Source organism: Streptomyces sp. NPDC046712 (assembly GCF_040645695.1).
GTDB lineage: Bacteria > Actinomycetota > Actinomycetes > Streptomycetales > Streptomycetaceae > Streptomyces.
On the sequence record NZ_JBEYYW010000004.1, the window covers coordinates 46,821 to 72,037 of the forward strand.

Sequence of the window (25,217 nt, forward strand, 5' to 3'; positions counted from 1 at the left end):
TCCGTCGTTCGAGGTGGCTCGGGGAGCTACTTGATCCACTCCGACCAGGACATGTTCCAGCCGTTGAGGCCGTTGTCCGGCGCGATCTGCTTGTCCTTCGAGTTCTTCACGACGACCACGTCGCCGATGATCGAGCGGTCGTAGAACCAGGCCGCCGGCATCGAGCTGTCGCCGGCGCCGCGCGCGTCCCGCAGGCCGACGCAGCCGTGGCTGACGTTGGCCGAGCCGAAGGTGCCGGACGAGGCCCAGTAGTTGCCGTGGACGAAGGTGCCCGAGGTCGACAGACGCATCGCGTGCGGCACGTCCTTGATGTCGTACTCACCGCCGAAGCCGACCGTCGCGCCGTTCATCCGGGTCACCTTGTACTTCTCGCTGATGACCATCTGACCGTTGTACGTGGTCGTGGACGGGGCGCCCGCGGTGATCGGGATCGTCTTGATGATCTTGCCGTCGCGCTCGACCTTCATCGTCTTGGCGCTCGCGTCGACCGTGGAGACCTGACGGCGGCCGATGGTGAAGGAGACCTTCTTCTTCTGCTTGCCGTAGACGCCCGGCCGGCCCTCGACGCCGTCCAGGTTGAACTCGACGGTCACCTTGGTGCCCGCGGCCCAGTACTCCTTGGGACGGAAGTCCAGACGGTCGTTGCCGAACCAGTGGCCCTCGATCTCGACGGCGGGCTCGGCGGTCACCTTGATGGCGTTCTCGACGGCGGCCGGGTTGGTGATGCCCCGGGTGAAGTTGATGGAGACCGGCATGCCGACGCCGACGGTCGAACCGTCCTCGGGCGTGTAGTGGCCGATGAAGGTGTTCTTCGGGACCAGGGTGGTGAAGGTGGTGTCCTTCGCCGACTCACGGCCCTCGGCGTCCTTCGCGACGGCGTGGACCTTGTACTGCGTACCCGCGGCCAGGTGGCCGACGGGCTGCCAGCTCGCGCCGTCCGCCGCGATCTTGCCCTCGACCTCGGTGCCCTTGGAGTCGGCGACGGTGACCGTCGTCAGCTTGCCCTGCTCGGCCGTCACCTTCAGCGCGCCGCTGGTGGCCACCGAGTCGGCGCCGTCCTTCGGGGCGATCGTGACGACCGCCTGCGAGGCCGCTATCTCCTGCTTGCCCCCGCCGCTCTGCGCCGGGTCCTGGCCGCCCTTGCCGCCGCCGGACGGCTCCCCGCCCCCGCACGCCGTCAGCACGAGGAGCAACGCCCCCACAGCCATGGCCTGCAGACGCGCGCCCCCGCGCCGCCGTCCACGTCCCACCCCGGCCGATATCGGCTGCCCGTTCAAAATGGTCGTCTCCCCTCGCACGGCCTGGTCTCACCACGGCCCGCACCCCCGCACGCATCCTCCGCGCGCACGGCGCTAGATAATCACACCGCAGGACACGAAAGTTCCACGCGAATGTCACCGTTCAGTCCCAGTTGATCCAGGAACCGTGCACGTGACACAGGTCGCCGAGGGGACGACGAGGGCTCACCGCAGCGAGGAACCTGCCTTCCACTGGTTCCAGTCCATGTTCCATCCTCCGAGCCCGTTGTCGGGAGCGACCTTTCGGTCACGGGAGTTGACCACTTCCACCACGTCGCCGATGAGCGTCCGGTCGAAGAACCAGCCCGCCGGGGAGTCCGGACTGCCGCCCTTCTCGTCCCGCAGGCCGACGCAGCCGTGGCTGACGTTGGCCGAGCCGAAGGTGGAGGGCGCGGCCCAGTAGTTGCCGTGCAGGAAGGTTCCCGAGTCGGTCAGCCGCATCGCGTGCGGTACGTCCTTGATGTCGTACTCGCCGCCGAAGCCGACCGTCCGGCCGTCCATCCGCGTCACGTCGTAGAGCTCCGTGACCACCATCTTCCCGTTGTACGTGGTGGTCTTCGGCGCCCCGGCCGTGATGGGCACGGTCGCGAGGACCTCGCCGTCCTTGCGTACCTCCATGGTGTGCGCGGCCGCGTCGACCACGGAGACCTGGGAACGCCCGACGGTGAAGCCGACCTTCTTGCGCTGGATGCCGTACACGCCCGGCGCTCCCTCGACGTCGCGCAGGGCGAGCTCGACGGTCACCTCGGTGCCGGGCTGCCAGTACTCCTCGGGGCGGAAGTCGAGCCGCTCCTTGCCGAACCAGTGGCCGACGACCTCCACCGGCGGGTCCGAGGTGATTTTGATGGCCCGTTCGACGGCCTCGCGGTTCTCGATGGCCCGGTTGAAGCCGAAGGACACGATCATGCCGGTGCCGACCGTGGAACGGTTCTCCGGCTTGAAGTAGCCGATGAAGCGGCGCTCGGGCACGACGGTGGTGAAGGTGGTGTGCCGGGCGGAGCGCCGACCGTGCGCGTCGAGCGCGACGGCGTCCACGCTGTACTTGGCGGCCAGCGCGAGCCGCGCGTCCGCCGCCGGCCGCCAGCGCAGACCGTCCTCGCTGATCGCGCCGGGGACCGCGGTCCGCTGGGCGTCCTCGACCTGGACGACGGTGACCCGTTCCAGGCGTCCGCTGTCGACCCTCACCTCGAGCGGCCCCTCGGCGGGCACGGCCCGACTGCCGTCCTCGGGGCTGATCCGGATGACGTCACCGGGCGCCCGTGCCTTTCCCGGCAGGGAGAGGTCGACGCCGCCCTTGCCCTCCTCCTTGTCGGTGCAGCCCGCCAGGCCCGCCATCAGTGCCGCCACCGCGAGGACGTACCCCGCCCGCTTCCATACAAGTGTCACGCTCAGCCCAACGACGGCCACCCTCCAGGGGAAACGTGCGTGCGGGTCATGTTGGGAGTACGGCCGTACGGGCAGAACAGGTGGGAGGACCACGTGCGGGGAGTCGCGGCCGGGACGCCGCGCTCCGCGCCATGGGGGTACCTCCCATGCCGGAGGGCTATGGGGGAGGCCCGACGAGCCGCGGGAGGCCGACAGGTGTCGAGCGCAGCCGAGCAGGAGGCGGTACGGGACGGAGGGGGGCTCTCCCCTGCCCCGGGGCGGTTCCGGCCCATGGTGTGGCCGGGTGCGCCCACACCCCTGGGCGCACGGTGCCGGGTGGGGCCCGACGGGGTGCCGGGCACCAACTTCGCACTGTGGGCGGGCGGGGCGGAGGCCGTCGAGCTGTGTCTCTTCGACGCCGACGGGACGGAGAGACGGCTGCCGCTGACCGAGCTCACCCATGAGATCTGGCACGGCTTCGTGCCGGGGGTGGCGGCCGGGCAGCGGTACGGGTACCGGGTTCACGGGCGCTGGGACCCGTGGACGGGCGCCCGCTGGAATCCGGCCAAGCTGCTCCTGGACCCGTACGCGCGGGCGGTGGACGGCGACTTCACGTTGCCTCCGGAGGTGTACGGACACGTCCGGGACTGGCCGCAGCAGCATGTGGCCGACACCGTGCGGGACGACCGGGACTCGGCGCCGTTCGTGCCGAAAGGGGTCGTCGTCCAGGACGACGACGACTGGTCGGACGACCGCAGGCCGAAGACGCCCTGGCCGGACTCGGTCATCTACGAGCTGCATGTGAAGGGCTTCACCAAGCTCCACCCGGGCATCCCCGAGGAGCTGCGGGGCACCTACGCCGGGCTCGCGCACCCCGCGGCGATCGAGCATCTCGTACGGCTCGGCGTGACGGCGGTCGAGCTGCTTCCGGTGCACCAGTTCGCGCACGAGGACCATCTGCTCCGCCGGGGTCTGCGCAACTACTGGGGATACAACTCCATCGGCTACTTCGCCCCGCACGCGGGCTACTCCTCCTCGGGGACCGCCGGGCAGCAGGTCGGCGAGTTCAAGCGGATGGTGCGGGCGCTGCACGCCGCCGGGATCGAGGTCGTCCTCGACGTGGTCTACAACCACACGGCCGAGGCGGGCGAGCTGGGACCCACGCTCTCCCTGAAGGGCGTCGACAACCGGGGCTACTACCGGCTGCAGTCCGACGCCCGCCGGTACGCCGACTACACGGGCTGCGGCAACACGCTGCACGTGGTCCAGCCGCAGGTGCTGCGGCTGATCACGGACTCGCTGCGGTACTGGGTGACGGAGATGGGCGTCGACGGCTTCCGTTTCGACCTGGCGGCCGCGCTCGCCCGCTCGATGCACGACGTCGACATGCTCTCGCCCTTTCTCGCCGTCATCGCCCAGGATCCGGTGCTGCGCCGGGTCAAGCTGATCGCCGAGCCGTGGGACGTCGGCAACGGCGGCTACCAGGTGGGCGCGTTCCCGCCGCTGTGGACGGAGTGGAACGACCGCTACCGCGACGCGGTACGGGACTTCTGGCGCGGTGCGCTGCCCGACGTACGGGACCTCGGCTACCGGCTGTCCGGTTCGAGCGACCTGTACGCGTGGGGTGGGCGACGGCCGTACGCCTCGGTCAACTTCGTCACCGCGCACGACGGCTTCACGCTGCGGGACCTCGTCACGTACGAGCGGAAGCACAACGAGGCCAACGGAGAGGGCAACCGGGACGGGACGAACGACAACCGCGCCTGGAACTGCGGGGCGGAGGGCGAGACCGACGACCCCGCCGTGCAGGGGCTGCGCCTGCGTCAGTTGCGGAACATGCTGACGACGCTGCTGCTCTCGACGGGGGTGCCGATGCTGGTCGCGGGCGACGAGATGGGTCGCACGCAGGGCGGCAACAACAACGCCTACTGCCAGGACAACGAGACGAGCTGGCTGGACTGGTCGCTGCCCGAGGACCCGGGGCGGCGGGAGCTCCTCGCCCTGACGCGCCGGCTGCTCGCGCTGCGCCACGCCCACCCGGTGCTGCGCCGCCGCGCGTTCTTCTCCGGCCGCCCGCAGGCCGCCGACGGGCTGCGCGACCTCGCCTGGTTCACGGCGGACGGCACGGAGATGACCGAGCAGGACTGGTACGCGCCGGCGGCCACGCTCGGCCTCTACCTCTCGGGCCGCGACATCCCGGGCCGCGACGCCCGTGGCGCCCAGGTCACCGACGACAGCTTCCTGGCGATCCTGCACGCGGGCCCCCGCCCGATCGACTACCGGCTGCCGGGCCCGCCGTGGGCGGAGTCGTACGAACTGGTCCTGGACACCACCCTGGAAGACCAGTCCGACGCTCCCGGGACGGTGCACCGGGGCGGGGGGACGGTGACGGTGGGGGCGCGGTCGGTGCTGCTGCTGCGGGTCGGGGGGTGAAGACCCCGCACCGGCCACCGCGGCGCGACGGCGGTGGCCGGTGCGGGGAGGGGTGGTGCTTCCCCCTGCGTGCCGTGGCGGCACGCACGCCTGGGGCACCGGCGCGCGGGCCGCCCCCGACATCCCCCGTGGCGGCTCCGCGTGCCCGTCCAGTCTCCGCGCGCCCGTTCGGCGCTGTCTTTGGCCAGGAGCGCACAGCTCATTGACGGAGCGCGCACTCCCGGTACTCGGTGGGCGTGCAGCCGTACGCCGTGCGGAACGCCCGGCTGAAGGCCGCGTGGTGGCGGAAGCCCCAGCGGGCCGCGATGTCGTGGACGGGGGTCAGGCGCTGGGCCGGGTCGGCGAGGTCGTGGCGGGTCTGTTCCAGGCGGCGGTCGCGGATCCAGCCGGAGACGGTGATGCCGTGCTCCTGGCAGAGGCGGTGGAGGTAGCGCACCGAGATGTGGTGCGCGGCGGCGATGGTCTGCGGCGAGAGGCCGGGGTCGGCGAGCCGGAGCCGGACGAACTCCTGGATGCGCAGGAACAGGGCGCGCCGGCGGCTCTCGGGTTCCTGCGCGCCCGTGGCGTCGAGGTGCCGGCCGGCCGTACCGGCGAGGAGGTCGAGCAGCACGCGGGTGAGGCGGGGCGCGTCGGTGGCGTCGAAGGAGGCTCCCCCCTGGGCTTCGCCCTGAGGGGACCGCCAGTCGGTGGCGAGCCGCACGAGGAACTGGGCGAGCATCGCTCCGAAGCCGGATTCCGAGGCCATCCGCAGGGCGACGAGCCGTTCGGCCTCGCGGGCGGGCAGCGGGAGGAGGGCCTTGGGGAACTGGGCCACGATGTGCCCGAGCCGGCCGTCCTCGCTCCGCGTGCCGCCGAGGAAGGGCAGCGAGGAGTCGTAGATCATCAGGTCGCCCGGGCCGACGGTGGTGTCCCGGCCGGCCTGGGAGATCCACATGTCGCCGCTGAGGGTGAGCGAGAGCTGGTAGTAGCCGGGATCGGAGCGGCTGATCAGCCGGGGTGTGCGCGCGGTCGTCAGCGGCGGGTAGCGCAGCGCGGTCACCTGGACGGCGCCGAGGTCGAGGACGTGCGCCTCGGCGTGGAAGTCGTCCGCGTACTCGCTGCGCATGACGGTCGGGATGAGGGCCGTGGCCGTCATGTCGTGCCACCAGCCGAAACGGTCCGCCCGGTCCAGTGCGTCGGTCGTGAAGTGCTGGACGTCCATGACTCCCCCGAGTCGCGTCGCACGGGTCAGTTACGGCCCAGGATGCCCCGCTCGTACGCCACCGCGACCGCGGCCGCCCTGTCCTTGGCGCCCAACTTGCCATAGATGTGCGTCAGATGGGTCTTCACGGTCGCCTCGCTGATGAAGAGTTCGGCGGCGATGGCGCGGTTGGAGGTTCCCTTGGCGACGAGTTCGAGGACTTCGCGTTCGCGGGCGGAGAGGGACTCGTCCGCGGGTGCGGCGGGGGCGCGGACGCGGGAGACGAGCCGGGAGGCGACGGCCGGGGAAAGCACGGTGCGGCCCTCGGCCGCGGCCCGGACCGCGGCGAACAGCTCTTCGCGGGGCGCGTCCTTAAGGAGGTAGCCGGTGGCGCCGGCCTCGATCGCGGGAAGCGTGTCCGTGTCGGTGTCGTACGTGGTGAGGACGAGAACCCGGGAGCGGGCGCCGCGCCGGGTCAGTTCGGCGATGGCGTCGACTCCGTTGCCGCCCGGCATCCGCAGGTCCATGAGGACGACGTCCGGGTCGAGCCGCAGGGCGAGTTCCACGGCCTCGACGCCGCCGGACGCCTCGCCGAGGACGTCGAAGCCGGGGTCGGCGGTGAACATGCCGCGCAGGCCGTCGCGTACGACGGGATGGTCGTCGACGATCAGCAGGGTGATCTCATTCATGGTGCACCAACGGTACGCGGGCGGAGATCGCCGTGCCCTCACCCGGCGCCGTCTCCAGGGTCACGCAGCCGGCGAGGCGTTCGGCGCGGGCCCGCATGCCGTCGAGGCCGAACCCGCCGCCGCCCGCGGTGCGGGCGGGGACGCTCCCGGGGTCGAAGCCGCGCCCGTCGTCCCGTACGTCGAGGGTGATCTCGTCGCCCATGTACGAGAGGGTGACACCGGCCCGGGAGGCCCCGGAGTGGCGCTCGGCGTTGGCGAGCGCCTCCTGGGCGATCCTCAGCAGGGTGGCGGCGAGCTCGTCGTGGAGGGGCTCCTCGGTGCCGGTGACGGTGAACCGGGTGGTGATGCCGGTGCGTTCGGACCAGGTGGCGACGGTCTTCTTCAGCGCTTCGGGGAGCGTGTCGTGCTCCAGGGCGACCGGGCTCAGGTTCTGCACGGAGCGGCGGGCCTCGCCGAGGCTGTGGCGGGCGAGGTCGGCCGCGCGCTGGAGGTGGACGCGGGCGACGCCGGGGTCGGGGGTGAGGGTGACCACCTGGAGCTGGGCGATGATGCCGGTCAGCCCCTGCGCGATGGTGTCGTGGATCTCGGCGGCGAGCCGCCGCCGCTCGTCGGCGACCCCCGCCTCGCGTGCCTGGAGCAGAAGTTGGGCCTGCAGGGCGGCGTTCTCGGCGAGTGCCTGTTCCAGGCGGGCGTTGGTGCGGGCGAGTTCGGTGATGGTGGCGGCGCGCTCGGCGGCCTTCTCGGCCTCCTTGGTCCCGAGGTGGGAGAAGACGACGGCGAGGCAGGCGTTGAGCGCGAACAGCCCGCCGAAGGCGACCCAGGTCACGAGCGAGGTGGGCGGGAGCCCGCCGGACTGGGCCCCGGCCATGATGACGGCGGTGACGAGGAGCCCGGCACGGACGAGCCGGCGGGGCAGCAGGTGGGCGGCGTCGAAGAAGCCGATGCAGGCGAAGACGGAGAAGAAGGGGTTGAGCCAGGTGAGCGCGAAGGCGAGGACGGTACGGAGGGTGAAGTAGGCGATGGACGCCGGTCCGGGGGTCCCGAGGACGTCGGTGAGGGCGGTGGGGTCCGGGCGCTCCGCGGCGGCCGGTTCGCCCTCCGGTTCCTGACGCCCGGTCGCGTGGCGGCGGTGGATGTCCCACCCGATCTGGAGGGCGAGGACGGCGGCGGCCAGGCCGGCCGCGACAGTCGTCTCCGCCCTGCTCATGGACACCGCGTCCGCCGCGGTCGCCGCCAGGATCGCGGCGACGGTCAGCAGGCCGTACGGTCCCCAGCGGAAGAACTGGAGCCAACGCTCCTCGACCGTCGTCGTCATCACGATCTCTCCCCCGTCGATGTCCGTCACTCCCAGCGGAACCAGCGCGCCGCCGTGGCCGTGAGGACCACCGCCCACAGAGCCATCACCCCGAGCGCGGCCCACGCGGTCCCGGCGCCGGACGTCGCGGCGTCGAGGGCCTGCGAGGCGGCACCGAACGGCGTGAACTCCACGATGCCTTGGAGCGTATCCGGCATGGCCTGCACCGGGACCCAGACCCCGGCGGTGAACATCGTCGGGAAGAACACGACCGAACCGACCGCGGTGGCGATCTTCTGCGTACGGGAGACGGCGCAGACGGCGGCTCCGAGGGCGAGACCGCAGGCGACGGCGAGCAGCAGGGCGAGGGCGTGGCCGGGGAGGTTCTGCGGCAGCCGGACGCCGAAGCCGAGTCGGCCGACCGTGATGACGAGAACGGCCGAGACGAGCGCCGCGACCCCGTGCAGCACGAGCTGGGCGGTGAGGAGGGAGGCCGGGCGGACCGGGGTCGTCGACATCCGGCGCAGGATGCCGCGTTCGCGGTAGCCGGCGAGGACGGGTGGCATGGCCTGGAGTCCGGACATGATCACGGCGAAGAGGACGGAGACGGGGACGTACAGATCGATGACGCGGCGGCCGCCGAGGTCGTCGGACGCCTCGCGGAAGGACGGGATCAGTCCGAGGATCACGAGGAGGACGGTCGGCGAGACCATCACCCAGAACAGGGCACCCGGTTCGCGGGTGAAGAGGCGGGCCTCGGTCTTCAGAACCGTGGTGGTGGCGGTGCTCATCGGTCGTCGGCTCCTGTCAGGTCGAGGAAGGCGTCGTCGAGGGTGGCGTCGGTGACGCGGAGTTGGTGTGCGGTGACGCCGCGGCGGGCGAGCAGGGCGAGGAAGGCGTCGACGGTGGCGTCCGTCCCCTCGACGACGGTCCGCCCGTCGGCGGTGTCCACCGCGGTCACCTGCGGGAGGGCGCGCAGCTCGGCCGGGTCCAGCGGGGTGCCGGCCGCGAAGGAGATGACCTTGGAGGCGGTGGCGCGGCCGATCAGCCCGTCGGGGGTGTCGAGCGCGACGAGCCGGCCCTTGTCGATGACGGCGATCCGGTCGCAGAGGCGCTGAGCCTCCTCCATGAAGTGGGTGACGAGCAGGACGGTCACGCCGTCGGCCCTGATGTCCTCGACGAGGGACCAGGTGTCGCGCCGGGCGCGCGGGTCGAGCCCGGTGGTGAGCTCGTCGAGGACGACGGCGCGCGGATCGCCGACGAGGGCGAGGGCGATGAACAGCCGCTGCTTCTGCCCGCCGGACAGCTTCCCGAACCGGGTCCTCAGCTGCCCTTCGAGGCCCAGCCGTTCGACGAGTCCGCGCCAGTCGGCGGGCCGCTCGTAGAAGGAGGCGTACAGCTCGAGGGCCTCCTGGACGGTGAGTTTGGGCTGGAGTTCGCTCGCCTGGAGCTGCACGCCGAGCATCCGGGTGACGTCGGCGTGCCGGGCGACGGGGTCGAGTCCGCCGACGCGTACGGTCCCGGCGTCCGGTGTCCGCAGCCCTTCGACGCACTCGACGGTCGTGGTCTTGCCGGCCCCGTTGGGGCCGAGGATCCCGAAGATCTCCCCCTCGGCGACCTCGAAGGAGACGCCGTCGACGACCACCTTGTCGCCGTAGGCCTTGCGCAGGCCCTCAACCTCGATCATTGACATGCCTCAAGACTGGCCGCGGGGGCCCGTCCCGGACATCGGCCATCACGCTCGAAGCCGTATCAGCCGATCGGTTGATCGGCGGTACGACCCGGGGTCGGCCCCTCAAGAGACGGAGCGGGAGGGTGCTGGGGGGCGAAAAACCGGATGAGGGTTGTCAGTGGTGAACCGTAGGCTCGCTCGTGATGCCCGGAGAAGATGTAGTCCCCAAGAAGTCCGCCGTCCGGACCCTGTTGCGCCTCTGGCCCTATGTACGGCCGGTGCGGGGGCGGTTGGCGACGGCGGCCGTGGTCGCGGTCGTCGCCTCGTGTCTGTCGCTCGTCATCCCGCTCGTCCTGAAGTGGATGGTCGACGGGCCCGTCGCCGAGGGCGATCCGGGTGGGGTGTGGCTGGGAGCGCTGTATCTGCTGCTGCTCGGGATCGCGGAGGCGGTTCTCTTCGGCTTCCGGCGGTGGCTGGTGGCCCGGCCGCTGGCCGGGGTCGAGGCGAGCATGCGGGCCGATCTGTACCGGCGGCTGCAGCGGCTGCCGATCGCCTTCCACGACCGGTGGGCTTCGGGACAGCTGCTGTCGCGCGGCACGACCGATCTGATGCTGGTGCGGATGTTCCTCGCCTTCCCGCTGACCTTCCTGCTGGTCAACGCCGTGACGATCCTCGCCGGTTACGTCCTGCTGCTCGGCCAGGACTGGACGCTCGGCCTGGTGCTGCTCACGCCCGTCGTCCCGCTGGTGATCCTCTGCCAGCTGTTCGAGACCAAGTACTCCGTCGTCGCCCGGCGCGCCCAGGACCAGGTCGGCGATCTGACGACCGTGGTCGAGGAGAGCGTCCTCGGCATCCGGATCGTCAAGGGCTTCGGCCGCCACCGCAGCCAGGCGCTCGCGTTCCGGGCCCTCGCCGAGCGGCTGCGGGGCACGGAGCTGGTCAAGGCCCGGCTGCTCGCCGGGATCTGGGCGTTCATCACCGTCATCCCGGAGCTGGCGATCGGCGCGGCGCTCGTGCTCGGCACGGTCCAGGTCGCCGACGGCGCGCTGTCGGCGGGCACGCTGGTCGCCTTCCTGTCGACGGCGCTCGCGCTGCGCTGGCCGGTGGAGTCGATCGGCTTCCTGCTCGCGATGAGCCAGGAGGCGGCGACGGCGACCGAGCGGTACTTCGAGGTGATGGACGAGGCCGAGGAGACGCCGGGCCCGGCGTCGGTCGAGCCGGGGTCCCCGGACGGGGTCCGGTTCGAGAACGTCTCGTTCCGCTACCCGGACGCGGCCCCCGACGCGCCGCCCGTGCTCGACCGCGTCGATCTGCACATCCGTCCCGGTGAGACCCTCGCCCTGGTCGGCGGGACCGGCTCCGGCAAGACGACGCTCACCGCCCTCGTACCACGGCTGCACGAGGCGACCGGCGGGCGCATCCTGCTCGACGGCGAGGACATCACGCGCATGGAGCGCGAACGGCTGCGCGAGCTGGTGTCGGTGGCCTTCGAGGAGCCGACGCTCTTCTCGGCGAGCGTCGGCGAGAACGTCCTCATGGGGGCGGCGGCCGGGGCCGGCGAGCCCGAACTGCGGCGCGCGCTGGGGGTGGCCCAGGCGGACGGCTTCGTGACGGCGCTCCCCGAGGGCGCGGCCACGCAGGTCGGCGAGCAGGGGCTGAGCCTGTCGGGCGGCCAGCGCCAGCGTCTCGCGCTGGCGCGAGCGGTCGTCGGCCGGCCCCGCTTCCTGGTCCTCGACGACCCGCTGTCCGCGCTCGACGTGCACACCGAGGCGCTGGTGGAGGCCGCCCTGCGGGAGGTGCTGCGCGACACCACCGCCCTGGTGGTGGCGCACCGGCCGTCGACGGTGCTCCTCGCGGACCGGGTCGCGCTCCTGTCGAAGGGCCGGATCGCGGCGGTGGGCACCCATCACGAACTGCTGCGGAGCAACGCCGAGTACGCCTGGCTGATGTCGGGCGAGGGGACTGAGGCACGATGACGGACACGACGAGCGCGGGGGCCGGCCCCTCGTCCGACGCGCAGGCCCCCGGGCCCGAGGGCGGCGACCCCTTCGACCGGGACGATCTGCCCACCGCTCCCGGGGCCACCGGGGCGCTGCTGCGCTCGCTGCTGGCCGCGCACCGGGCGCGCGTGGTCGTCGCCGCGCTGGTGCTGTTGCTGCAGCAGGCCGCCGTGCAGGCAGGTCCGCTGCTCGTCGCGTACGCCATCGACCGTGGCGTGCCGGCCTTCCGGGACGGGGACCACGGGCCCGTCGTGGCCGTCGCCGTCGGGTATCTGCTCTGCTCGGCGGCCGCCGGGCTCCTCCAGTACGCCTTCGTCCGCGGCGCCGCCCGCGTCAACCAGGACGTGCTGCTCGATCTGCGCGGGCGGATCTTCCGCCACGCCCAGGCGCTCAGCGTGGACTTCCACGAGCGGTACACCTCCGGCCGGCTCATCTCCCGCTCCACCACGGACGTGGAGTCCCTGCGGGAACTGCTCGCCGAGGGGCTCCAGGAGCTGATCGGCGTCGTCCTCGCGTTCGTCTACATCTCGGCGATGCTGCTCTGGCTGGACCTCGGCATCGGCGCGGTGGCCGTCGCCTCCTTCGTACCGCTGTATCTGCTCGTACGGGTCTACCAGCGGCGCGCGGCCGTCGTCTTCGCCGAGCGGTCCACCGCCATCGCGGGCGTGATCGTGAAGTTCGCGGAGACGATGAACGGGATCCGGCCGGTGCGGGCGTTCCGCAGGGAGCGGGCCAACGACACCGAGTTCGCCGCGCTCAACCACCGGCACGAGCGCAGCAACGGCGACGCGCTCCTGGAGATGGCGCGCTATGTCGTCGGCTCGCGCCTCGTGGCGAACACGGCGGTCGCCGGAATGTGTCTGTGGGGCGCCTACCGGGTGGCCGGCGGGACGCTGGCGCTCGGCGTGCTCGCGGCGGCGGTGCTGTACATGCGGCGGCTGTACGACCCGATCGACCGGCTCGGGATGTTCCTCAACTCGTACCAGTCCGCGGCCGCTTCGCTCGCCAAGATCGCGGGTCTGCTCGCCCAGGAGCCCGGGGTTCCGGAGACCGCCTCGCCGAGGGAGCTCCCGGCGCGGCGGAACGGGAACGCGGGGCGGGAGGTCGTCTTCGAGGGCGTGCGGTTCGCGTACCGGACCGGCGGCGAGGTGCTGCCCCGCTTCGACCTGACGATCCCGGCGGGGCAGACGGTCGCGGTGGTGGGGTCCACGGGCGCCGGCAAGTCGACGCTCGCCAAGCTGCTGGCCCGCTTCTACGACCCGACCGAGGGGCGGGTGCTGCTCGACGGGGTGGACGTCCGGGACCTCACGACGCCCGAACTGCGCCGGGGTGTGGTGATGGTGACCCAGGAGGCGTTCCTGTTCTCGGGGACGGTCGCCGAGAACATCGCGATCGGGCGGCCGGACGCGACCCGGGCGGAGATCGAGCAGGCGGCGAAGGCGATCGGCGCGCACGACTTCATCGCGGGTCTTCCGGACGGCTACGACACGGACGTACGGAAGCGGGGCGGGCGGATCTCGGCCGGCCAGCGGCAGTTGGTGGCCTTCGCCCGCGCGCTCCTCGCGGATCCGGCGGTCCTCATCCTGGACGAGGCGACGAGCTCGCTGGACGTACCGGGGGAACGGGCGGTGCAGCGGGCGATGGACACGGTGCTCGCCGGGCGGACCGCCGTGGTGATCGCCCACCGGCTGTCGACGGTGGAGATCGCGGACCGGGTGCTGGTGATGGAGCACGGCCGGATCGTGGAGGACGGTCTGCCCACGGCCCTCGTGGACGGGGAGGGCCGCTTCGCGACCCTCCACCGCGCGTGGCGGGACAGCCTGGTGGGGTGACGTCAGGTGGACGTCACGTACGCCGTCCTCTCAGCAGTGCCGAGGACAGCACGGCCGCCAGGAGCGTCACCACCGCCGCTCCTCCCGACGCCCAGTTCAGTGCGGCCGTGAAGGCGTCGCGGGCCGCGTCCAGGACGGGGCCGGGGGAGGAGGTGAGCGCGCCGCCGAGGGTCTCGCGGGCCGCCGCCGGGGCCGTGGCGGGCATCTCGGCGGTGTAGACGGCGGCTCCGATCGAGCCGAGGACCGCCATGCCGAGCGCGCCGCCGAGCTCCGTGCCGGATTCGAGGACGGCCGCCGCGGCGCCGGCCCGCTCGGGCGGGGCGGCGCCCAGGGCGCTCTCGTTGGCGAGGGTCATGGCGGAGACGAGGCCGGAGATGTAGACGGTGGCGCCGGTGAGTACGGCCGCGAGCGGGGTGTCGGCGCCGATGAGGGTCAGCGACGCGAAGCCGGCCGCGGCGAGCAGGAATCCGCCGGTCATCACGTACGCCCGGTCGACCCGGCGGGCGAGCGCGGCGGCGGTGGGGGCGGCGACCATGACGCCCGCGGAGGGCGCCAGGCTCCACAGCGCCGCCTCCAGCGGGCTCTGGCCGAGGACGGACTGGAGGTACTGGGTGAGGAAGACGGCGGAGCCGACGGTGGCGACCATGGCGAGCAGGTTCACCAGCAGCGATCCCCCGTACGCCCGCTTGCGCAGCAGCGCGAGGTCCACCATCGGCTCCGCGAGCCGGGTCTGACGGCGCAGGAACACCAGGGCGATCAGCAGGCCCGTCGTGACGGCGAGCGCCGGCAGCGGTCGCCAGCCGTCCTTGGCGAGTTCCTTGATGCCGTGGATCAGCGGAAGCAGCGCGGCGAGGGAGAGCAGGGCGCTGGTCCAGTCGAACCGGCTTCGCGCCGCCGCCCCCTTGGACTCGGGCAGGAGCGCGGGCCCGAGGACCAGGAGCAGGCCCATCGCGGGCAGGTTGATCAGGAACACCGAACCCCACCAGAAGTGTTCGACGAGCGCGCCGCTGACGACCGGGCCGAGTGAGATCCCGCTCGCCATCACGGTCGTCCACAGGGTGACCGCCTTGGCCCGCTGGGCCTCGTCGCGGAAGAGGGTGCGGATCAGGGCCAGGGTGGACGGCATCAGGCAGGCACCGGCGACCCCGAGCAGCGCGCGGGCGGCGATCAGCGAGCCCGGGCTGTCGGCGTAGGCGGCTGCGACCGACGCGAGACCGAAGAGCGCCGCGCCGCCGAGGAGTAGCTTGCGGCGGCCGACGCGGTCCCCGAGCGCGCCCATGGTGATGAGGAGTCCGGCGAGGACGAAGCCGTACATGTCGAGGATCCACAGCTGCGCGGTGGCCCCGGGGTGCAGGTCGGCGCTGATGGAGGGGATGGCGAAGTAGAGGACGGAGACGTCCATGGAGACGAGGAGCAGCGGCAGCATCAGCACGCCGAGCGCGGTCCATTCACGGCGGCCGGCGAGCACGCTTTCAGGTGGTGTCGTGAGCGTCATGCGGGGAGCGAAGCAGCCGTCCGCGTACGGGGCCAGCGCCGCCCTAGTACACCCGCACGGTGGCCATGAACCACCAGGTCATCACCGCGTACGGGGCGTCAGGTGCACTAGTACACTGCCCGCCGTGACGACCCCGCCGCGCTACCTCGCCATCGCCGCCGAGATCCGTCGCCGGATCCGCGCGGGGGAGCTCTCCCCCGGCGACCGCGTCCCCTCCACCCGGGCCATCACCCGCGAGTGGGGAGTGGCCATGGCGACGGCCACCAAGGCCCTGGCCGCGCTGCGGCAGGAGGGTCTCGTCAGGGCCGAGCCGGGCGTCGGGACGGTGGTGAAGCGCTCGGCCGCCGCCCCGGCCGCGGAGGCCCTGAACCGTGAGCGGATCGTCCGGGCCGCGCTCGAACTCGCCGACGCCGAGGGGCTTTCGGCGCTGTCCATGCGCCGGATCGCGACGCGGCTCGGCACGTCGACCATGGCGCTGTACCGGCATGTGCCGGGCAAGGGCGAGCTGGTGCGGCTGATGACGGACGCGGTCTGCGGCGAGGTGCCGATGGGGCCGGTGCCGGCCGACTGGCGTACGGGGATGGAGCATGCCGCCCGCTGGTTGCGCGCGGTCTACGCACGGCACCGCTGGATGGCGCAGGCGATGGCCTCGTTCACCCGGCCGATCGCCTCACCGAACGCGATGGCGTACACGGAGTGGGTCCTCGGGGCACTGCGGAGCACGCCGCTGACGCCCTTCGAGAAGATCCATACTCATCTGGTGATCTTCGCCTATGTCCAAGGAGTGGCCATGGCCGACGACTTGGAGGAGCAGGCCCGGCAGGACTCGGGGATCTCGGACGGCGAGTGGATGGAACGGAACGAGCCACGCTACGACGCGATCTCGGGTGGGGGCGCGTACCCGCTGCTCAGCAGTCTGAGCGAGGGCGAGGAGTTCGAGCTCGACCTGGAGACGCTCTTCGAATTCGGGCTCCGGAGAACGCTGGACGGCGTCGCGGCCATGATCGACGAAACGTCCGGTTAACGAACACGGCCTTTCGGGCACCGGACGATTTCCGGCCAACTTGTTGACGCGCTCCTGACAGGGGCCGGTCACGGCTGCCACTCTCTCCCCGACTCGTATGAGAGTTCGTGCTCCACAGCTCTGCTTGCTCTGCCCGGAGGGCCCACCCAGTCCGCCGGTACCCCCCTCGCAAAAGGAGTCTGCGTGAGATCCACGCCCAGCCGTCGCGCCACCGCGACCGGCGCTCTGATCGCTGCCGCCGCCATGCTCGCGGTCGGTGTCCAGTCCGGTGCCGCGACCGCCGCGGACGACCCCTGGACCGCCGCCCCGAAGGCACAGGCCGGCACCGCGGCCAACCCCGGCAAGCTGCCGGCCGACCTCTCCCCCGCCCAGCGCACCGCGCTGATACGCGCGGCCGACGCCGACAAGGCGGCGACCGCCAAGGCCCTCGGCCTCGGCGCCCAGGAGAAGCTCGTCGTCCGCGACGTCGTCCAGGACCGCGACGGCACGACCCACACGCGCTACGAGCGCACGTACGCCGGACTCCCCGTCCTCGGTGGCGACCTGGTCGTCCAGGAGACGAAGGCCGGAGTGACCCAGGGCGTCACCAAGGCGTCCCGCGCGGAGCTGAAGAACGTCGACATGACCGCCGACGTCGCCCCGGCCGCTGCCGAGAAGCAGGCGCTCGGCGCCGCCGCCGCGGAGGGCTCGAAGAAGACCGCCGCCGAGCGCGCCCCGCGCAAGGTCGTCTGGATGGCGCAGGGTTCGCCGGTCCTCGCGTACGAGACCGTCGTCGGCGGGCTCCAGCACGACGGCACTCCGAACGAGCTGCACGTCGTCACCGACGCCACCACCGGCAAGAAGCTGTACGAATGGCAGGCCGTCCACACCGGTACCGGCAACACGCAGTACAGCGGCCAGGTGACGCTGGGCACCGCGCCGTCGTACACGCTGACCGACACCGGCCGCGGCAACCACAAGACGTACAACCTCAACCGCGGTACGTCCGGCACCGGAACGCTCTTCTCCGGCTCCGACGACATCTGGGGCGACGGCACCCCGCAGAACCTGGAGACCGCGGGCGCGGACGCGCACTTCGGCGCCGGGGTCACCTGGGACTACTACAAGAACGTGCACGGCCGCTCCGGCATCCGCGGTGACGGCGTCGGCGCGTACTCCCGGGTCCACTACGGCAACGCGTACGTCAACGCCTTCTGGCAGGACTCCTGCTTCTGCATGACGTACGGCGACGGCTCGGCCAACGCCAAGCCGCTCACCTCGATCGACGTGGCCGCGCACGAGATGACGCACGGCGTCACCTCCAACACCGCCGGCCTGGTCTACAGCGGCGAGTCCGGCGGTCTGAACGAGGCCACCTCCGACATCTTCGCGGCGGCCGTCGAGTTCTACGCCAACAACGCCCAGGACAAGGGCGACTACCTCGTCGGCGAGAAGATCGACATCCGCGGCAACGGCACCCCGCTGCGCTACATGGACAAGCCGAGCAAGGACGGCTCGTCCAAGGACGCGTGGTACTCGGGCATCGGCAGCATCGACGTCCACTACTCCTCGGGCCCGGCGAACCACTGGTTCTACCTGCTCTCCGAGGGCAGCGGCGCGAAGACCGTCAACGGCGTGAACTACGACTCGCCGACCTCCGACGGCCTGCCCGTCACCGGCATCGGCCGTGACAAGGCCGCGCTGATCTGGTTCAAGGCGCTCACCACCAAGTTCGGCTCGAACACCAACTACGCCGGTGCCCGCACCGGTACGGTCGCGGTGGCCACCGAGCTCTACGGCGCCGGCAGCCCCGAGGTCCTGGCCGTCGAGCACGCCTGGGCCGGCGTCAACGTGGGCGCGCGTCCCGGCGGCGGCAACCCGAACCCCGGCAAGGTCTTCGAGAACACCGCCGACGTCTCCATCCCGGACAACGGCGCCGCGGTGACCTCCACGGTCAACGTCACCGGTGTCACCGGCAACGCGCCGTCCACCCTCAAGGTGGACGTGAACATCGTCCACACCTACCGCGGTGACCTCGTCGTCGACCTCGTCGCCCCCGACGGCTCGGTCTACAACCTGCACAACCGCTCCGGCGGCAGCGCCGACAACATCGTCCAGACCTACACCGTGAACGCCTCCTCGGAGGTCGCCAACGGCGCCTGGAAGCTCCGCGTCCAGGACAGGGCCGCGATCGACACCGGCTACATCAACAGCTTCAAGCTCACCTTCCCGTAACACCGGGTGAGTGACGGACGCCCGGAGGGACTCGTTCCCTCCGGGCGTCCGCGCGTATGTGCGGGGTCGCCTGCCAGGATGGGCCCATGGAGCAGACTGAGATCGTCCGGGGATTCTGGGACCGTATGCAGGCGAGGGACTGGGCCGGCCTTGCCGCGTTGCTCGCCGACGACCTGGTGGTGGAGTGGCCGGTCAGCGGCGAGCGGATCGTGGGCCGCGAGAACTACGTACGCGTCAACGCGGAGTACCCGGAGGGGTGGTCGATCCGGGTCCTGCGTGTCGTCGCGCAGGGAGAGGACGTGGTCTCCGAGGTCGAGGTCCCCCACGACACGATGGGGGTGCACCGGGTGGCGTCGTTCTGGACGGTCAGGAACGGGACGATCACCGGTGGACGGGAGTACTGGACCGAGGTGGGTTCGGATCCGTCTCCGGAGTGGCGCGCGGCGTACGTGCAGAGGCTTTCGCCGTGATCAGGGTGCTGCTCGCGGACGACGAGACGATGATCCGGGCCGGCGTGAGGGCGATCCTCGCCGCCGACCCGGGGATCGAGGTGGTCGCGGAGGCGGCCGACGGGCGCGAGGCCGTCGAACTCGCCCGCCGCCACCTGCCCGACGTGGTCCTCCTCGACATCCGGATGCCGCGGCTCGACGGCCTCGGCGCGGCGGAGGAGCTGCGCCGCGCGGTGCCGGACGCGGCGGTCGTGATGCTGACGACGTTCTCCGAGGACGAGTACATCGCCCAGGCCCTCGGCTCGGGCGCGGCGGGCTTCCTGCTGAAGTCCGGCGACCCGAGGGAACTGCTCGCGGGGGTACGGGCGGTGGCCGGCGGGGCCGCGTTCCTCTCCCCCGAGGTCACCCGACGGGTCATCGCGCATCTGCCGACCGGCCGGCTCTCCCGGGCGGCGGAGGCGCGGGAGCGGCTCGAGCCGCTGACCGGGCGGGAACGGGAGGTCGTGGCGCTGGTCGGCGCCGGCCTGTCGAACGGGGAGATCGCGGCCCGGCTGTACGTCGTGGAGGGCACCGTGAAGGCCCATGTGAGCGCGGTCCTCGCCCGGCTGGGCCTGAAGAACCGCGTGCAGCTCGCGATCCTGGCGTACGAGGCGGGGCTGGTGGAGGACGGGGCCGTAGGGGCCTGACTTTCGTCGGGGGCGCCGTGCGGTGGTCGTCCGGCAAGCTGGGCGGATGCGTCGCGAACGACTCCGGGACCTCCTGCTCGACCTGGGCCTGTGGGGGCTCCTCTCCGTCCCCGTCCTGCTGCGGCTCGACCCGAACGACGGCGGCTCCTGGGGGCAGGTCGCCGCCGGAGTCGCCGTGCTCGGGGTGTGCGTGGCGTTCTGCCGGTCCCTGCCGCTGGTCTCGCTCGGCATCACGGTCGCCGTGAGCCTCGCCTCGACGGTGGAGCTGTACACCCCGGCGTACAGCCTGGGGCTGGTCGTCTTCGGCTATCTCTCGGGACGCCGGCAGGAGCACACCCGGGCCGCGCTCGCCCTGTTCGGGGCGGTGGCGGCGGCCGGTCTCGGCCTCGTCCTGGGGTCGGGGGTGTCGATCGCCCAGTGGTTCACCCTGGTCCTCGCCCTCGCTCTGGCGATCGTCGCGCCCTGGCTCACCGGCCGGTACGTGCGCCAGTACGCCCGGCTGGTCCGGACGGGCTGGGAGCTGGCCGAGCGCATGGAGCGCGAGCAGACGGCGGTCGCCGAACGGGAGCGGCTGCGCGAACGCTCCCGGATCGCCGGCGACATGCACGACTCGCTCGGCCACGAACTGGCCCTGATCGCGCTGCGCGCGGCGGCACTGGAGGTGGATCCGGCGCTCGGCGCGCGGCAGCAGGAGGCGGCGGGGGAGCTGCGCCTGGCGGCCGCCGGCGCCACCGCCCGGCTGCGGGACATCATCGGCGTGCTGCGCACGGGCGAGGAGACACCGGGCACCCGGACGGCGCCAGCCGGGGAGACGGTCGAGGAGGTGGTGGAGCGGGCGCGCGCCTCGGGGCTGCGGGTCGAGCTGACGGTGACCGGGCCGGACGGCGGGACCCCGCCGATGGTCGACCGGGCCGCGCACCGGGTGGTGCAGGAGTCGCTGACGAACGCGGCCCGGCACGCGCCGGGCGCACCCGTCCGGGTCTCGCTGGAGCGCGGAGGCGGCACGCTGAAGGTGTCGGTGGCCAACGGCCCGGCCGGGCACGCCCCGGCCCCCTCCGGCGGGACCGGGCTCGTGGGGCTCGACGAGCGGGTGCGGCTCGCCGGGGGACGGCTGAGTCACGGTCCGGACGGGGCGGGCGGGTTCGCCGTACGGGCGGTGCTGCCGCTGGAGCCGGGGGCGGCGGCGTCCGGTGCGAGCACCGGCTCCACGGGAGCGGTGGCCGCCGCGCAGACTGCCGCGCCCGCCGCGCCCACGTCCGTACGGGAACGGGACCGGGCGCGGCGGGAGGTGCGGCAGGGGCTCGCGCGGGCGATCTGGATCCCGCTCGCGCTGGTCACCGCGCTCGGTCTGGTGATGCTCGGGTTCGGGCTCTGGACGCAGTCCCGGTCGTTCCTGGACCGGGACGACTACGTCGCGCTTCGCCTCGGCGATCCGCTCACCGCCGATGCCGAACGGCTCCCGCCGCACCCGCTGGACGGTCCACCGGCCGGTGCCCCGGCCGAACCGCCCGGCACGGACCGGTGCCTCTATTACCGTTCGACGCTCCTCGCCGCCGTGCCGGTCTACCGTCTCTGCCTCGCCGACGGGCGGCTCGCCGACAAGGCACTCGTGGGGTGAGACGGCGTCAGTTCGGGTTCTGCGCGTGGGTGAGGGTCTCCCAGGAGACGAAGTAGTTGTCCGTGCCGGACGGCCGGTGCGCCTCGGTGTAGAGCGCCGTGTTCGTCATGGAGATCCCCATGCGGCCGTGGAGGGCGTTGTAGCCGACCTCGGTCACCCGCCCCAGGCCGGGCTTCACCGTGCCGCCGCAGAGCCAGGACGGGACCGCCGTGCCGTTCTCGTACTTCGTGTGGAAGCCGAGGGCGTGCCGCAGCCGTTCGGTGACCTGGGGGTAGAGGTCCGCGCCCTGGATGCGGCTGGTCTCGGCGGTGTGGACGGCGGCGGCGAGGCCCCAGCCCGTGTGGCCGAAGTCCCGGCAGGTCTCCTGGGAGAGGCCGTCGGCGAAGGTGGACTGGCCCTGCCAGTACTTCACGATCTCGTCGCGGGTGTCGATGCCGCTGTTCGGCGGCGGCTTGGGGGTGGAGCCGTCGGTGGTCAGGTAGATGTACGCCGGGACCCGGCCGAGATAGGTCGTGACGGCCTTGTCGTATGCCGCGCGGTCCTCCAGGTGGACGGCTATGCCGAGCGCGGCCTCGGTCATGATGAGTTCCCAGTTGCCGTTCTTGGTGGCGGCGCCGTTGATGACCTCGGGGAGATAGACCGTCCGCAGCATGGTCGCGAACCGGCCGGAGTTCGGCCAGCCGCCGGTGTAGGTGTGCTTGATGATCTCGGCGGCCCGGGGCCAGGAGGAGCCGGCCCAGCCGGTCTGGAGCGGGGCGTTGGAGTTGGTGTGGTCCTTGATCACGGCCGACCAGGCGTCCATGATCTCGATCGCCTTGCGGGCGTGCCGGTCGTCCCTGGTGATGTACCAGGCGAGCGCCTGGGTGTAGGCGGCGACCGCGTCCTGCCGCTCGTCCGTGCAGCCGTAGTTGGGGTTGGAGGAGGAGCCGCATTCGACGATCGCGCGTGGCTTGGGGGTCCGGGTGAGCGACGCGTAGGTGCTGGCCATCATCTGGTCGTAGGCACCCTTCCAGGGCTGGGCGCCCGCCTGGACCTTGGACCGTACGAAGTCGAGTTGGGGCCGGGAGACGACGACGCCGGGGTGCGTGAATGTCGCGGGGGCGGCGACGGCCCGTGCCGGGGCGGGGGTGGCGTCGTCCGCTTCGGGGCCGGCGACGGCGGTCGGGGCGAGCGTGGCGGCGGCGGCCGCGGCGAGGGCGAGGACCAGGGCTTTGAAGCGCATGTGGGGGGTGCCTTTCGTTCCTGTATGTGAACGCCGGGCGGACAGATGAACTCCGCTTCGAGCGTGGAACGTAGAGCTTGCTCATGCACACGTCAAGGCCCTGGTCCAGACCATCTCACCTCAGGAGTACACCGGCCCCCTCCCCCGTCGCCTCCGTCGGCAGGGCCACCAGACCCAGCTCGGCCGCCGAGGCGAGCAGCGGGTGGGCGGGCAGCACACGCACCGTGCAGCCGAAGGGGCCGGTGCGGTCCAGGACGAGGGAACCCTCGTAGGGCACCCGGCCCTCCAGGTCCGCCCCGCCCGCGGGCTTGAGCGCGCACACCCGGGTGTCGACGAGCGCGTCGTCGGGCGTCACCCGGCCGGCGACCGCCTGGACCTCCACGTCGTCCGGGCGCAGTTCGCCGAGCGCCACCCGCACCCGTACCGCCGTCGTCGCACCCAGCTCCGCGTCGGCCAGGTCCTCGCCGACCTCGCCGATCTCGATGTGGTCGATGGCGACCTTCGGCCAGGCGCCCCGCACCCGGCCCTTCCAGTCGGCCAGGGCCCGCGCCGCGTCCGGGGCGAGGGCCCGGTGCGCCCGGGCCGCCGGGGCGTACAGCCGCTCGACGTACTCGCGCACCATGCGGTCGGCGAGCACCCTCGGGCCGAGGTCGCCCAGCGTCCTGCGGACCATCTCGGTCCAGCCGGCCGGCACCCCGTCCGCGCCCCGGTCGTAGAAGCGCGGGGCGACGCGGCGCTCGATCAACTCGTAGAGCGCGGCCGCCTCCAGGTCGTCGCGGCGCTCCTCGTCCGTCGCCGCCGCCCCGTCGGCCGTCGGGATCGCCCAGCCGAAGTCGGGCTCGAACCACTCGTCCCACCAGCCGTCCAGGACCGAGAGGTTGAGACAGCCGTTCAGGGCGGCCTTCATCCCGCTGGTCCCGCAGGCCTCCAGGGGACGCAGCGGGTTGTTGAGCCAGACGTCGCAGCCCGGATACAGCTTGCGGGCCATGGCCATGCCGTAGTCGGGCAGGAAGACGATCCGGTGTCGCACCCGCGGGTCGTCGGCGAACCGCACCAGCTCCTGCACGAGCCGCTTCCCGCCGTGGTCGGCGGGGTGCGCCTTGCCCGCGACGACGAGCTGCACCGGCCGCTCGGGGTGCAGGAGCAGGGCCCGCAGCCGGTCGGGGTCGCGCAGCATCAGCGTGAGCCGCTTGTACGAGGGGACCCGTCGGGCGAACCCGATGGTGAGCACGTCGGGGTCGAGGACGGAGTCCGTCCAGCCGAGTTCGGCGGCCGCGGCGCCCCGCTGCCGCCAGGAGGCCCGCAGCCGTTCCCGTACCTCCGTCACCAGCTGTTCGCGCAGGGTCCTGCGCAGCTCCCACAGCTCCCGGTCGTCGGCCCCTTCGGAACAGCGGCCGACCTCGGGCGCGGTCCACGTCGGCGCGTGCACCCCGTTGGTGATCGAGCCGATCGGCACCTCCTCCGGGTCGAAACCGGGCCACAGACCGGCGAACATCTCCCGGCTGACGGCCCCGTGGAGGGTGGAGACGCCGTTGGCGCGCTGCGCCAGGCGCAGGCCCATGGCGGCCATGTTGAAGAGCCCGTGCTCGCCGCCGAGCGAGGTCTCGTCGCCGAGGGCGAGCACACGGCCCACGTCGACGCCGGGGAGCTCGCCGTCCTCGCCGAGGTGGCGGGCGACGAGGCTCCGCTCGAAGCGGTCGATCCCGGCCGGGACGGGCGTATGGGTGGTGAAGACCGTCCCGGCCCGGACGGTCTCCAGGGCCGCGTCGAAGTCGAGGCCCTTCCCGTGCGGCCCGTCGCCCGCCAGTTCCCGGATGCGTTCGAGGCCGAGGAAGCCGGCGTGGCCCTCGTTGGTGTGGAAGACCTCGGGCGCGGGGGTGCCGGTGAGCCGGCAGTACGTGCGGACGGCGCGGACACCGCCGATGCCGAGGAGCATCTCCTGGAGCAGCCGGTGCTCGCTGCCGCCGCCGTACAGCCGGTCGGTGACCTCGCGTTCGGCGGACGCGTTCTCCTCCACGTCGGAGTCGAGCATCAGGAGGGGCACCCGGCCGACCTGCGCGGTCCAGATGTGGGCGTGCAGACTACGGCCGCCGGGCAGGGCGAGGGTGACCCGGGCGGGGGTGCCGTCGGGCTCGCGGAGCAGGCAGACGGGCAGCTCGCCGGGGTCGAGGACGGGGTAGTGCTCCTGCTGCCAGCCCTCGCGGGAGAGGGACTGCCGGAAGTAGCCGTGCCGGTAGAGCAGGCCGACGCCGATCAGGGGGACGCCGAGATCGCTGGCGGCCTTGAGATGGTCCCCCGCGAGGATGCCGAGGCCGCCGGAGTACTGCGGCAGGGCCGCGGTGACCCCGAACTCGGGCGAGAAGTAGGCGACGGAGGCGGGCAGGTGCCCGTTCTGCTCCTGGTACCAGCGGGGGGCGTGCAGATAGTGGTCGAGGTCCTCGGCCGCGGCGCGCAGCCGGGCCAGGAAGTCCTGGTCGGCGGCGAGCTCGGCGAGGCGGTCGGCGGAGACGGAGCCGAGCAGCCGGACGGGGTCGACGTCCCCGCCGCGCCGGGCCCCGGGCCGGAGCGCGGGGTCGGGGTCGGGGTCCAGGGAGTCGAAGAGTTCACGGGTCGGCTCGTGCCAGGACCAGCGCAGGTTCCGCGCCAGGTCGGTGAGAGGTCGAAGGGTGTCGGGGAGGACGGGACGCACGGTGAATCGACGGATTGCCTTCACGTGTTCCACCTTCGCAGGGGAGTACGGAGCGGA

General features: G+C 72.4%; 18 protein-coding genes. 8 read left to right on the forward strand and 10 right to left on the reverse strand.

Annotated features, from left to right (window positions below):
• Positions 1 to 26: 26 nt before the first annotated feature.
• Positions 27 to 1,277, reverse strand: coding sequence for an Ig-like domain-containing protein (locus ABZ939_RS06805; protein ID WP_361850086.1), 1,251 nt, complete (start codon positions 1,275 to 1,277; stop codon positions 27 to 29).
• Between the two features lie 186 nt (positions 1,278 to 1,463).
• A complete protein-coding gene (locus ABZ939_RS06810; RefSeq protein WP_361850696.1) occupies positions 1,464 to 2,633 on the reverse strand; it encodes an Ig-like domain-containing protein in 1,170 nt (389 codons plus the stop codon).
• Between the two features lie 321 nt (positions 2,634 to 2,954).
• Between ABZ939_RS06810 and glgX the strand changes: the two genes are divergently transcribed.
• On the forward strand, positions 2,955 to 5,096 hold the full coding sequence (gene glgX / locus ABZ939_RS06815; RefSeq protein WP_361850698.1) for a glycogen debranching protein GlgX: 2,142 nt from the start codon (positions 2,955 to 2,957) through the stop codon (positions 5,094 to 5,096).
• A 199-nt stretch (positions 5,097 to 5,295) separates the two neighbouring features.
• On the opposite strand, the gene ABZ939_RS06820 is transcribed toward glgX, so the two are convergent.
• The 5 genes from ABZ939_RS06820 to ABZ939_RS06840 are packed head-to-tail and all read right to left on the reverse strand — an operon-like array spanning position 5,296 to position 9,952.
• A complete protein-coding gene (locus ABZ939_RS06820) occupies positions 5,296 to 6,297 on the reverse strand; it encodes a helix-turn-helix domain-containing protein (protein ID WP_361850088.1) in 1,002 nt (333 codons plus the stop codon).
• 26 nt (positions 6,298 to 6,323) lie between these two features.
• A complete protein-coding gene (locus ABZ939_RS06825; RefSeq protein ID WP_361850090.1) occupies positions 6,324 to 6,965 on the reverse strand; it encodes a response regulator transcription factor in 642 nt (213 codons plus the stop codon).
• Positions 6,958 to 8,280 carry a sensor histidine kinase gene (locus ABZ939_RS06830; RefSeq protein WP_361850092.1) on the reverse strand — a complete coding sequence of 441 codons (1,323 nt, stop codon included), beginning with the start codon at positions 8,278 to 8,280 and terminating at the stop codon, positions 6,958 to 6,960. The genes ABZ939_RS06825 and ABZ939_RS06830 overlap by 8 nt, the downstream gene beginning before the upstream one ends.
• A 26-nt stretch (positions 8,281 to 8,306) precedes the next feature.
• Positions 8,307 to 9,050, reverse strand: a complete 744-nt coding sequence (locus ABZ939_RS06835; RefSeq protein WP_361850094.1) for an ABC transporter permease — start codon at positions 9,048 to 9,050, stop codon at positions 8,307 to 8,309.
• A complete protein-coding gene (locus ABZ939_RS06840) occupies positions 9,047 to 9,952 on the reverse strand; it encodes an ABC transporter ATP-binding protein (RefSeq protein WP_361850096.1) in 906 nt (301 codons plus the stop codon). Before ABZ939_RS06840 ends, ABZ939_RS06835 begins: the two co-directional genes overlap by 4 nt.
• A 182-nt stretch (positions 9,953 to 10,134) precedes the next feature.
• Here ABZ939_RS06840 and ABZ939_RS06845 point away from each other — a divergent pair, with 182 nt between their 5' ends.
• Together ABZ939_RS06845 and ABZ939_RS06850 are read left to right on the forward strand one after the other, a co-directional pair.
• The gene (locus ABZ939_RS06845) at positions 10,135 to 11,907 is read left to right on the forward strand and encodes an ABC transporter ATP-binding protein (RefSeq protein WP_361850098.1); all 1,773 of its coding nucleotides are present in this window, start codon (positions 10,135 to 10,137) and stop codon (positions 11,905 to 11,907) included.
• On the forward strand, positions 11,904 to 13,763 hold the full coding sequence (locus tag ABZ939_RS06850) for an ABC transporter ATP-binding protein (RefSeq protein WP_361850100.1): 1,860 nt from the start codon (positions 11,904 to 11,906) through the stop codon (positions 13,761 to 13,763). The genes ABZ939_RS06845 and ABZ939_RS06850 overlap by 4 nt, the downstream gene beginning before the upstream one ends.
• Before the next feature lie 13 nt (positions 13,764 to 13,776).
• Here ABZ939_RS06850 and ABZ939_RS06855 read toward each other — a convergent pair whose 3' ends face one another.
• A complete protein-coding gene (locus tag ABZ939_RS06855) occupies positions 13,777 to 15,258 on the reverse strand; it encodes an MFS transporter (RefSeq protein ID WP_361850102.1) in 1,482 nt (493 codons plus the stop codon).
• A 124-nt stretch (positions 15,259 to 15,382) separates the two neighbouring features.
• On the opposite strand from ABZ939_RS06855, the gene ABZ939_RS06860 reads away from it, so the two are divergent.
• From ABZ939_RS06860 to ABZ939_RS06880, 5 genes are all read left to right on the forward strand, one after another.
• Positions 15,383 to 16,282, forward strand: coding sequence for a TetR/AcrR family transcriptional regulator C-terminal domain-containing protein (locus ABZ939_RS06860; RefSeq protein ID WP_361850104.1), 900 nt, complete (start codon positions 15,383 to 15,385; stop codon positions 16,280 to 16,282).
• Positions 16,283 to 16,465: 183 nt separating this feature from the next.
• Positions 16,466 to 18,496 (forward strand): M4 family metallopeptidase, encoded by a 2,031-nt coding sequence (locus ABZ939_RS06865; RefSeq protein ID WP_361850106.1) that lies wholly within the window; start codon positions 16,466 to 16,468, stop codon positions 18,494 to 18,496.
• Between the two features lie 86 nt (positions 18,497 to 18,582).
• Entirely contained in the window at positions 18,583 to 18,966 is a 384-nt protein-coding gene (locus ABZ939_RS06870) for a nuclear transport factor 2 family protein (protein WP_361850108.1), read from the forward strand.
• 29 nt (positions 18,967 to 18,995) lie between these two features.
• Positions 18,996 to 19,631: a response regulator transcription factor gene (locus tag ABZ939_RS06875; protein ID WP_361850700.1), complete on the forward strand. Its 636-nt coding sequence runs from the start codon at positions 18,996 to 18,998 to the stop codon at positions 19,629 to 19,631.
• A 46-nt stretch (positions 19,632 to 19,677) separates the two neighbouring features.
• On the forward strand, positions 19,678 to 21,249 hold the full coding sequence (locus tag ABZ939_RS06880) for a histidine kinase (protein ID WP_361850110.1): 1,572 nt from the start codon (positions 19,678 to 19,680) through the stop codon (positions 21,247 to 21,249).
• 7 nt (positions 21,250 to 21,256) lie between these two features.
• On the opposite strand, the gene ABZ939_RS06885 is transcribed toward ABZ939_RS06880, so the two are convergent.
• The gene (locus ABZ939_RS06885; protein WP_361850112.1) at positions 21,257 to 22,471 is read right to left on the reverse strand and encodes an alginate lyase family protein; all 1,215 of its coding nucleotides are present in this window, start codon (positions 22,469 to 22,471) and stop codon (positions 21,257 to 21,259) included.
• 115 nt (positions 22,472 to 22,586) lie between these two features.
• Complete coding sequence (gene glgP / locus ABZ939_RS06890) at positions 22,587 to 25,184, reverse strand: alpha-glucan family phosphorylase (protein WP_361850114.1); 2,598 nt, start codon at positions 25,182 to 25,184, stop codon at positions 22,587 to 22,589.
• Positions 25,185 to 25,217 lie beyond the last annotated feature (33 nt).

Coding starts and splice junctions, on each gene's coding strand:
- ABZ939_RS06835 (WP_361850094.1), bottom strand. CDS start 9,050: ATGAGCACCGCCACCACCACGGTTCTGAAGACCGAGGCCCGCCTCTTC.
- ABZ939_RS06840 (WP_361850096.1), bottom strand. CDS start 9,952: ATGTCAATGATCGAGGTTGAGGGCCTGCGCAAGGCCTACGGCGACAAG.
- ABZ939_RS06885 (WP_361850112.1), bottom strand. CDS start 22,471: ATGCGCTTCAAAGCCCTGGTCCTCGCCCTCGCCGCGGCCGCCGCCGCC.
- ABZ939_RS06825 (WP_361850090.1), bottom strand. CDS start 6,965: ATGAATGAGATCACCCTGCTGATCGTCGACGACCATCCCGTCGTACGC.
- ABZ939_RS06820 (WP_361850088.1), bottom strand. CDS start 6,297: ATGGACGTCCAGCACTTCACGACCGACGCACTGGACCGGGCGGACCGT.
- ABZ939_RS06830 (WP_361850092.1), bottom strand. CDS start 8,280: ATGACGACGACGGTCGAGGAGCGTTGGCTCCAGTTCTTCCGCTGGGGA.
- ABZ939_RS06875 (WP_361850700.1), top strand. CDS start 18,996: ATGATCCGGGCCGGCGTGAGGGCGATCCTCGCCGCCGACCCGGGGATC.
- ABZ939_RS06845 (WP_361850098.1), top strand. CDS start 10,135: ATGCCCGGAGAAGATGTAGTCCCCAAGAAGTCCGCCGTCCGGACCCTG.
- ABZ939_RS06880 (WP_361850110.1), top strand. CDS start 19,678: ATGCGTCGCGAACGACTCCGGGACCTCCTGCTCGACCTGGGCCTGTGG.
- ABZ939_RS06850 (WP_361850100.1), top strand. CDS start 11,904: ATGACGGACACGACGAGCGCGGGGGCCGGCCCCTCGTCCGACGCGCAG.
- ABZ939_RS06870 (WP_361850108.1), top strand. CDS start 18,583: ATGGAGCAGACTGAGATCGTCCGGGGATTCTGGGACCGTATGCAGGCG.
- glgX (WP_361850698.1), top strand. CDS start 2,955: ATGGTGTGGCCGGGTGCGCCCACACCCCTGGGCGCACGGTGCCGGGTG.
- ABZ939_RS06810 (WP_361850696.1), bottom strand. CDS start 2,633: ATGGCGGGCCTGGCGGGCTGCACCGACAAGGAGGAGGGCAAGGGCGGC.
- ABZ939_RS06855 (WP_361850102.1), bottom strand. CDS start 15,258: ATGACGCTCACGACACCACCTGAAAGCGTGCTCGCCGGCCGCCGTGAA.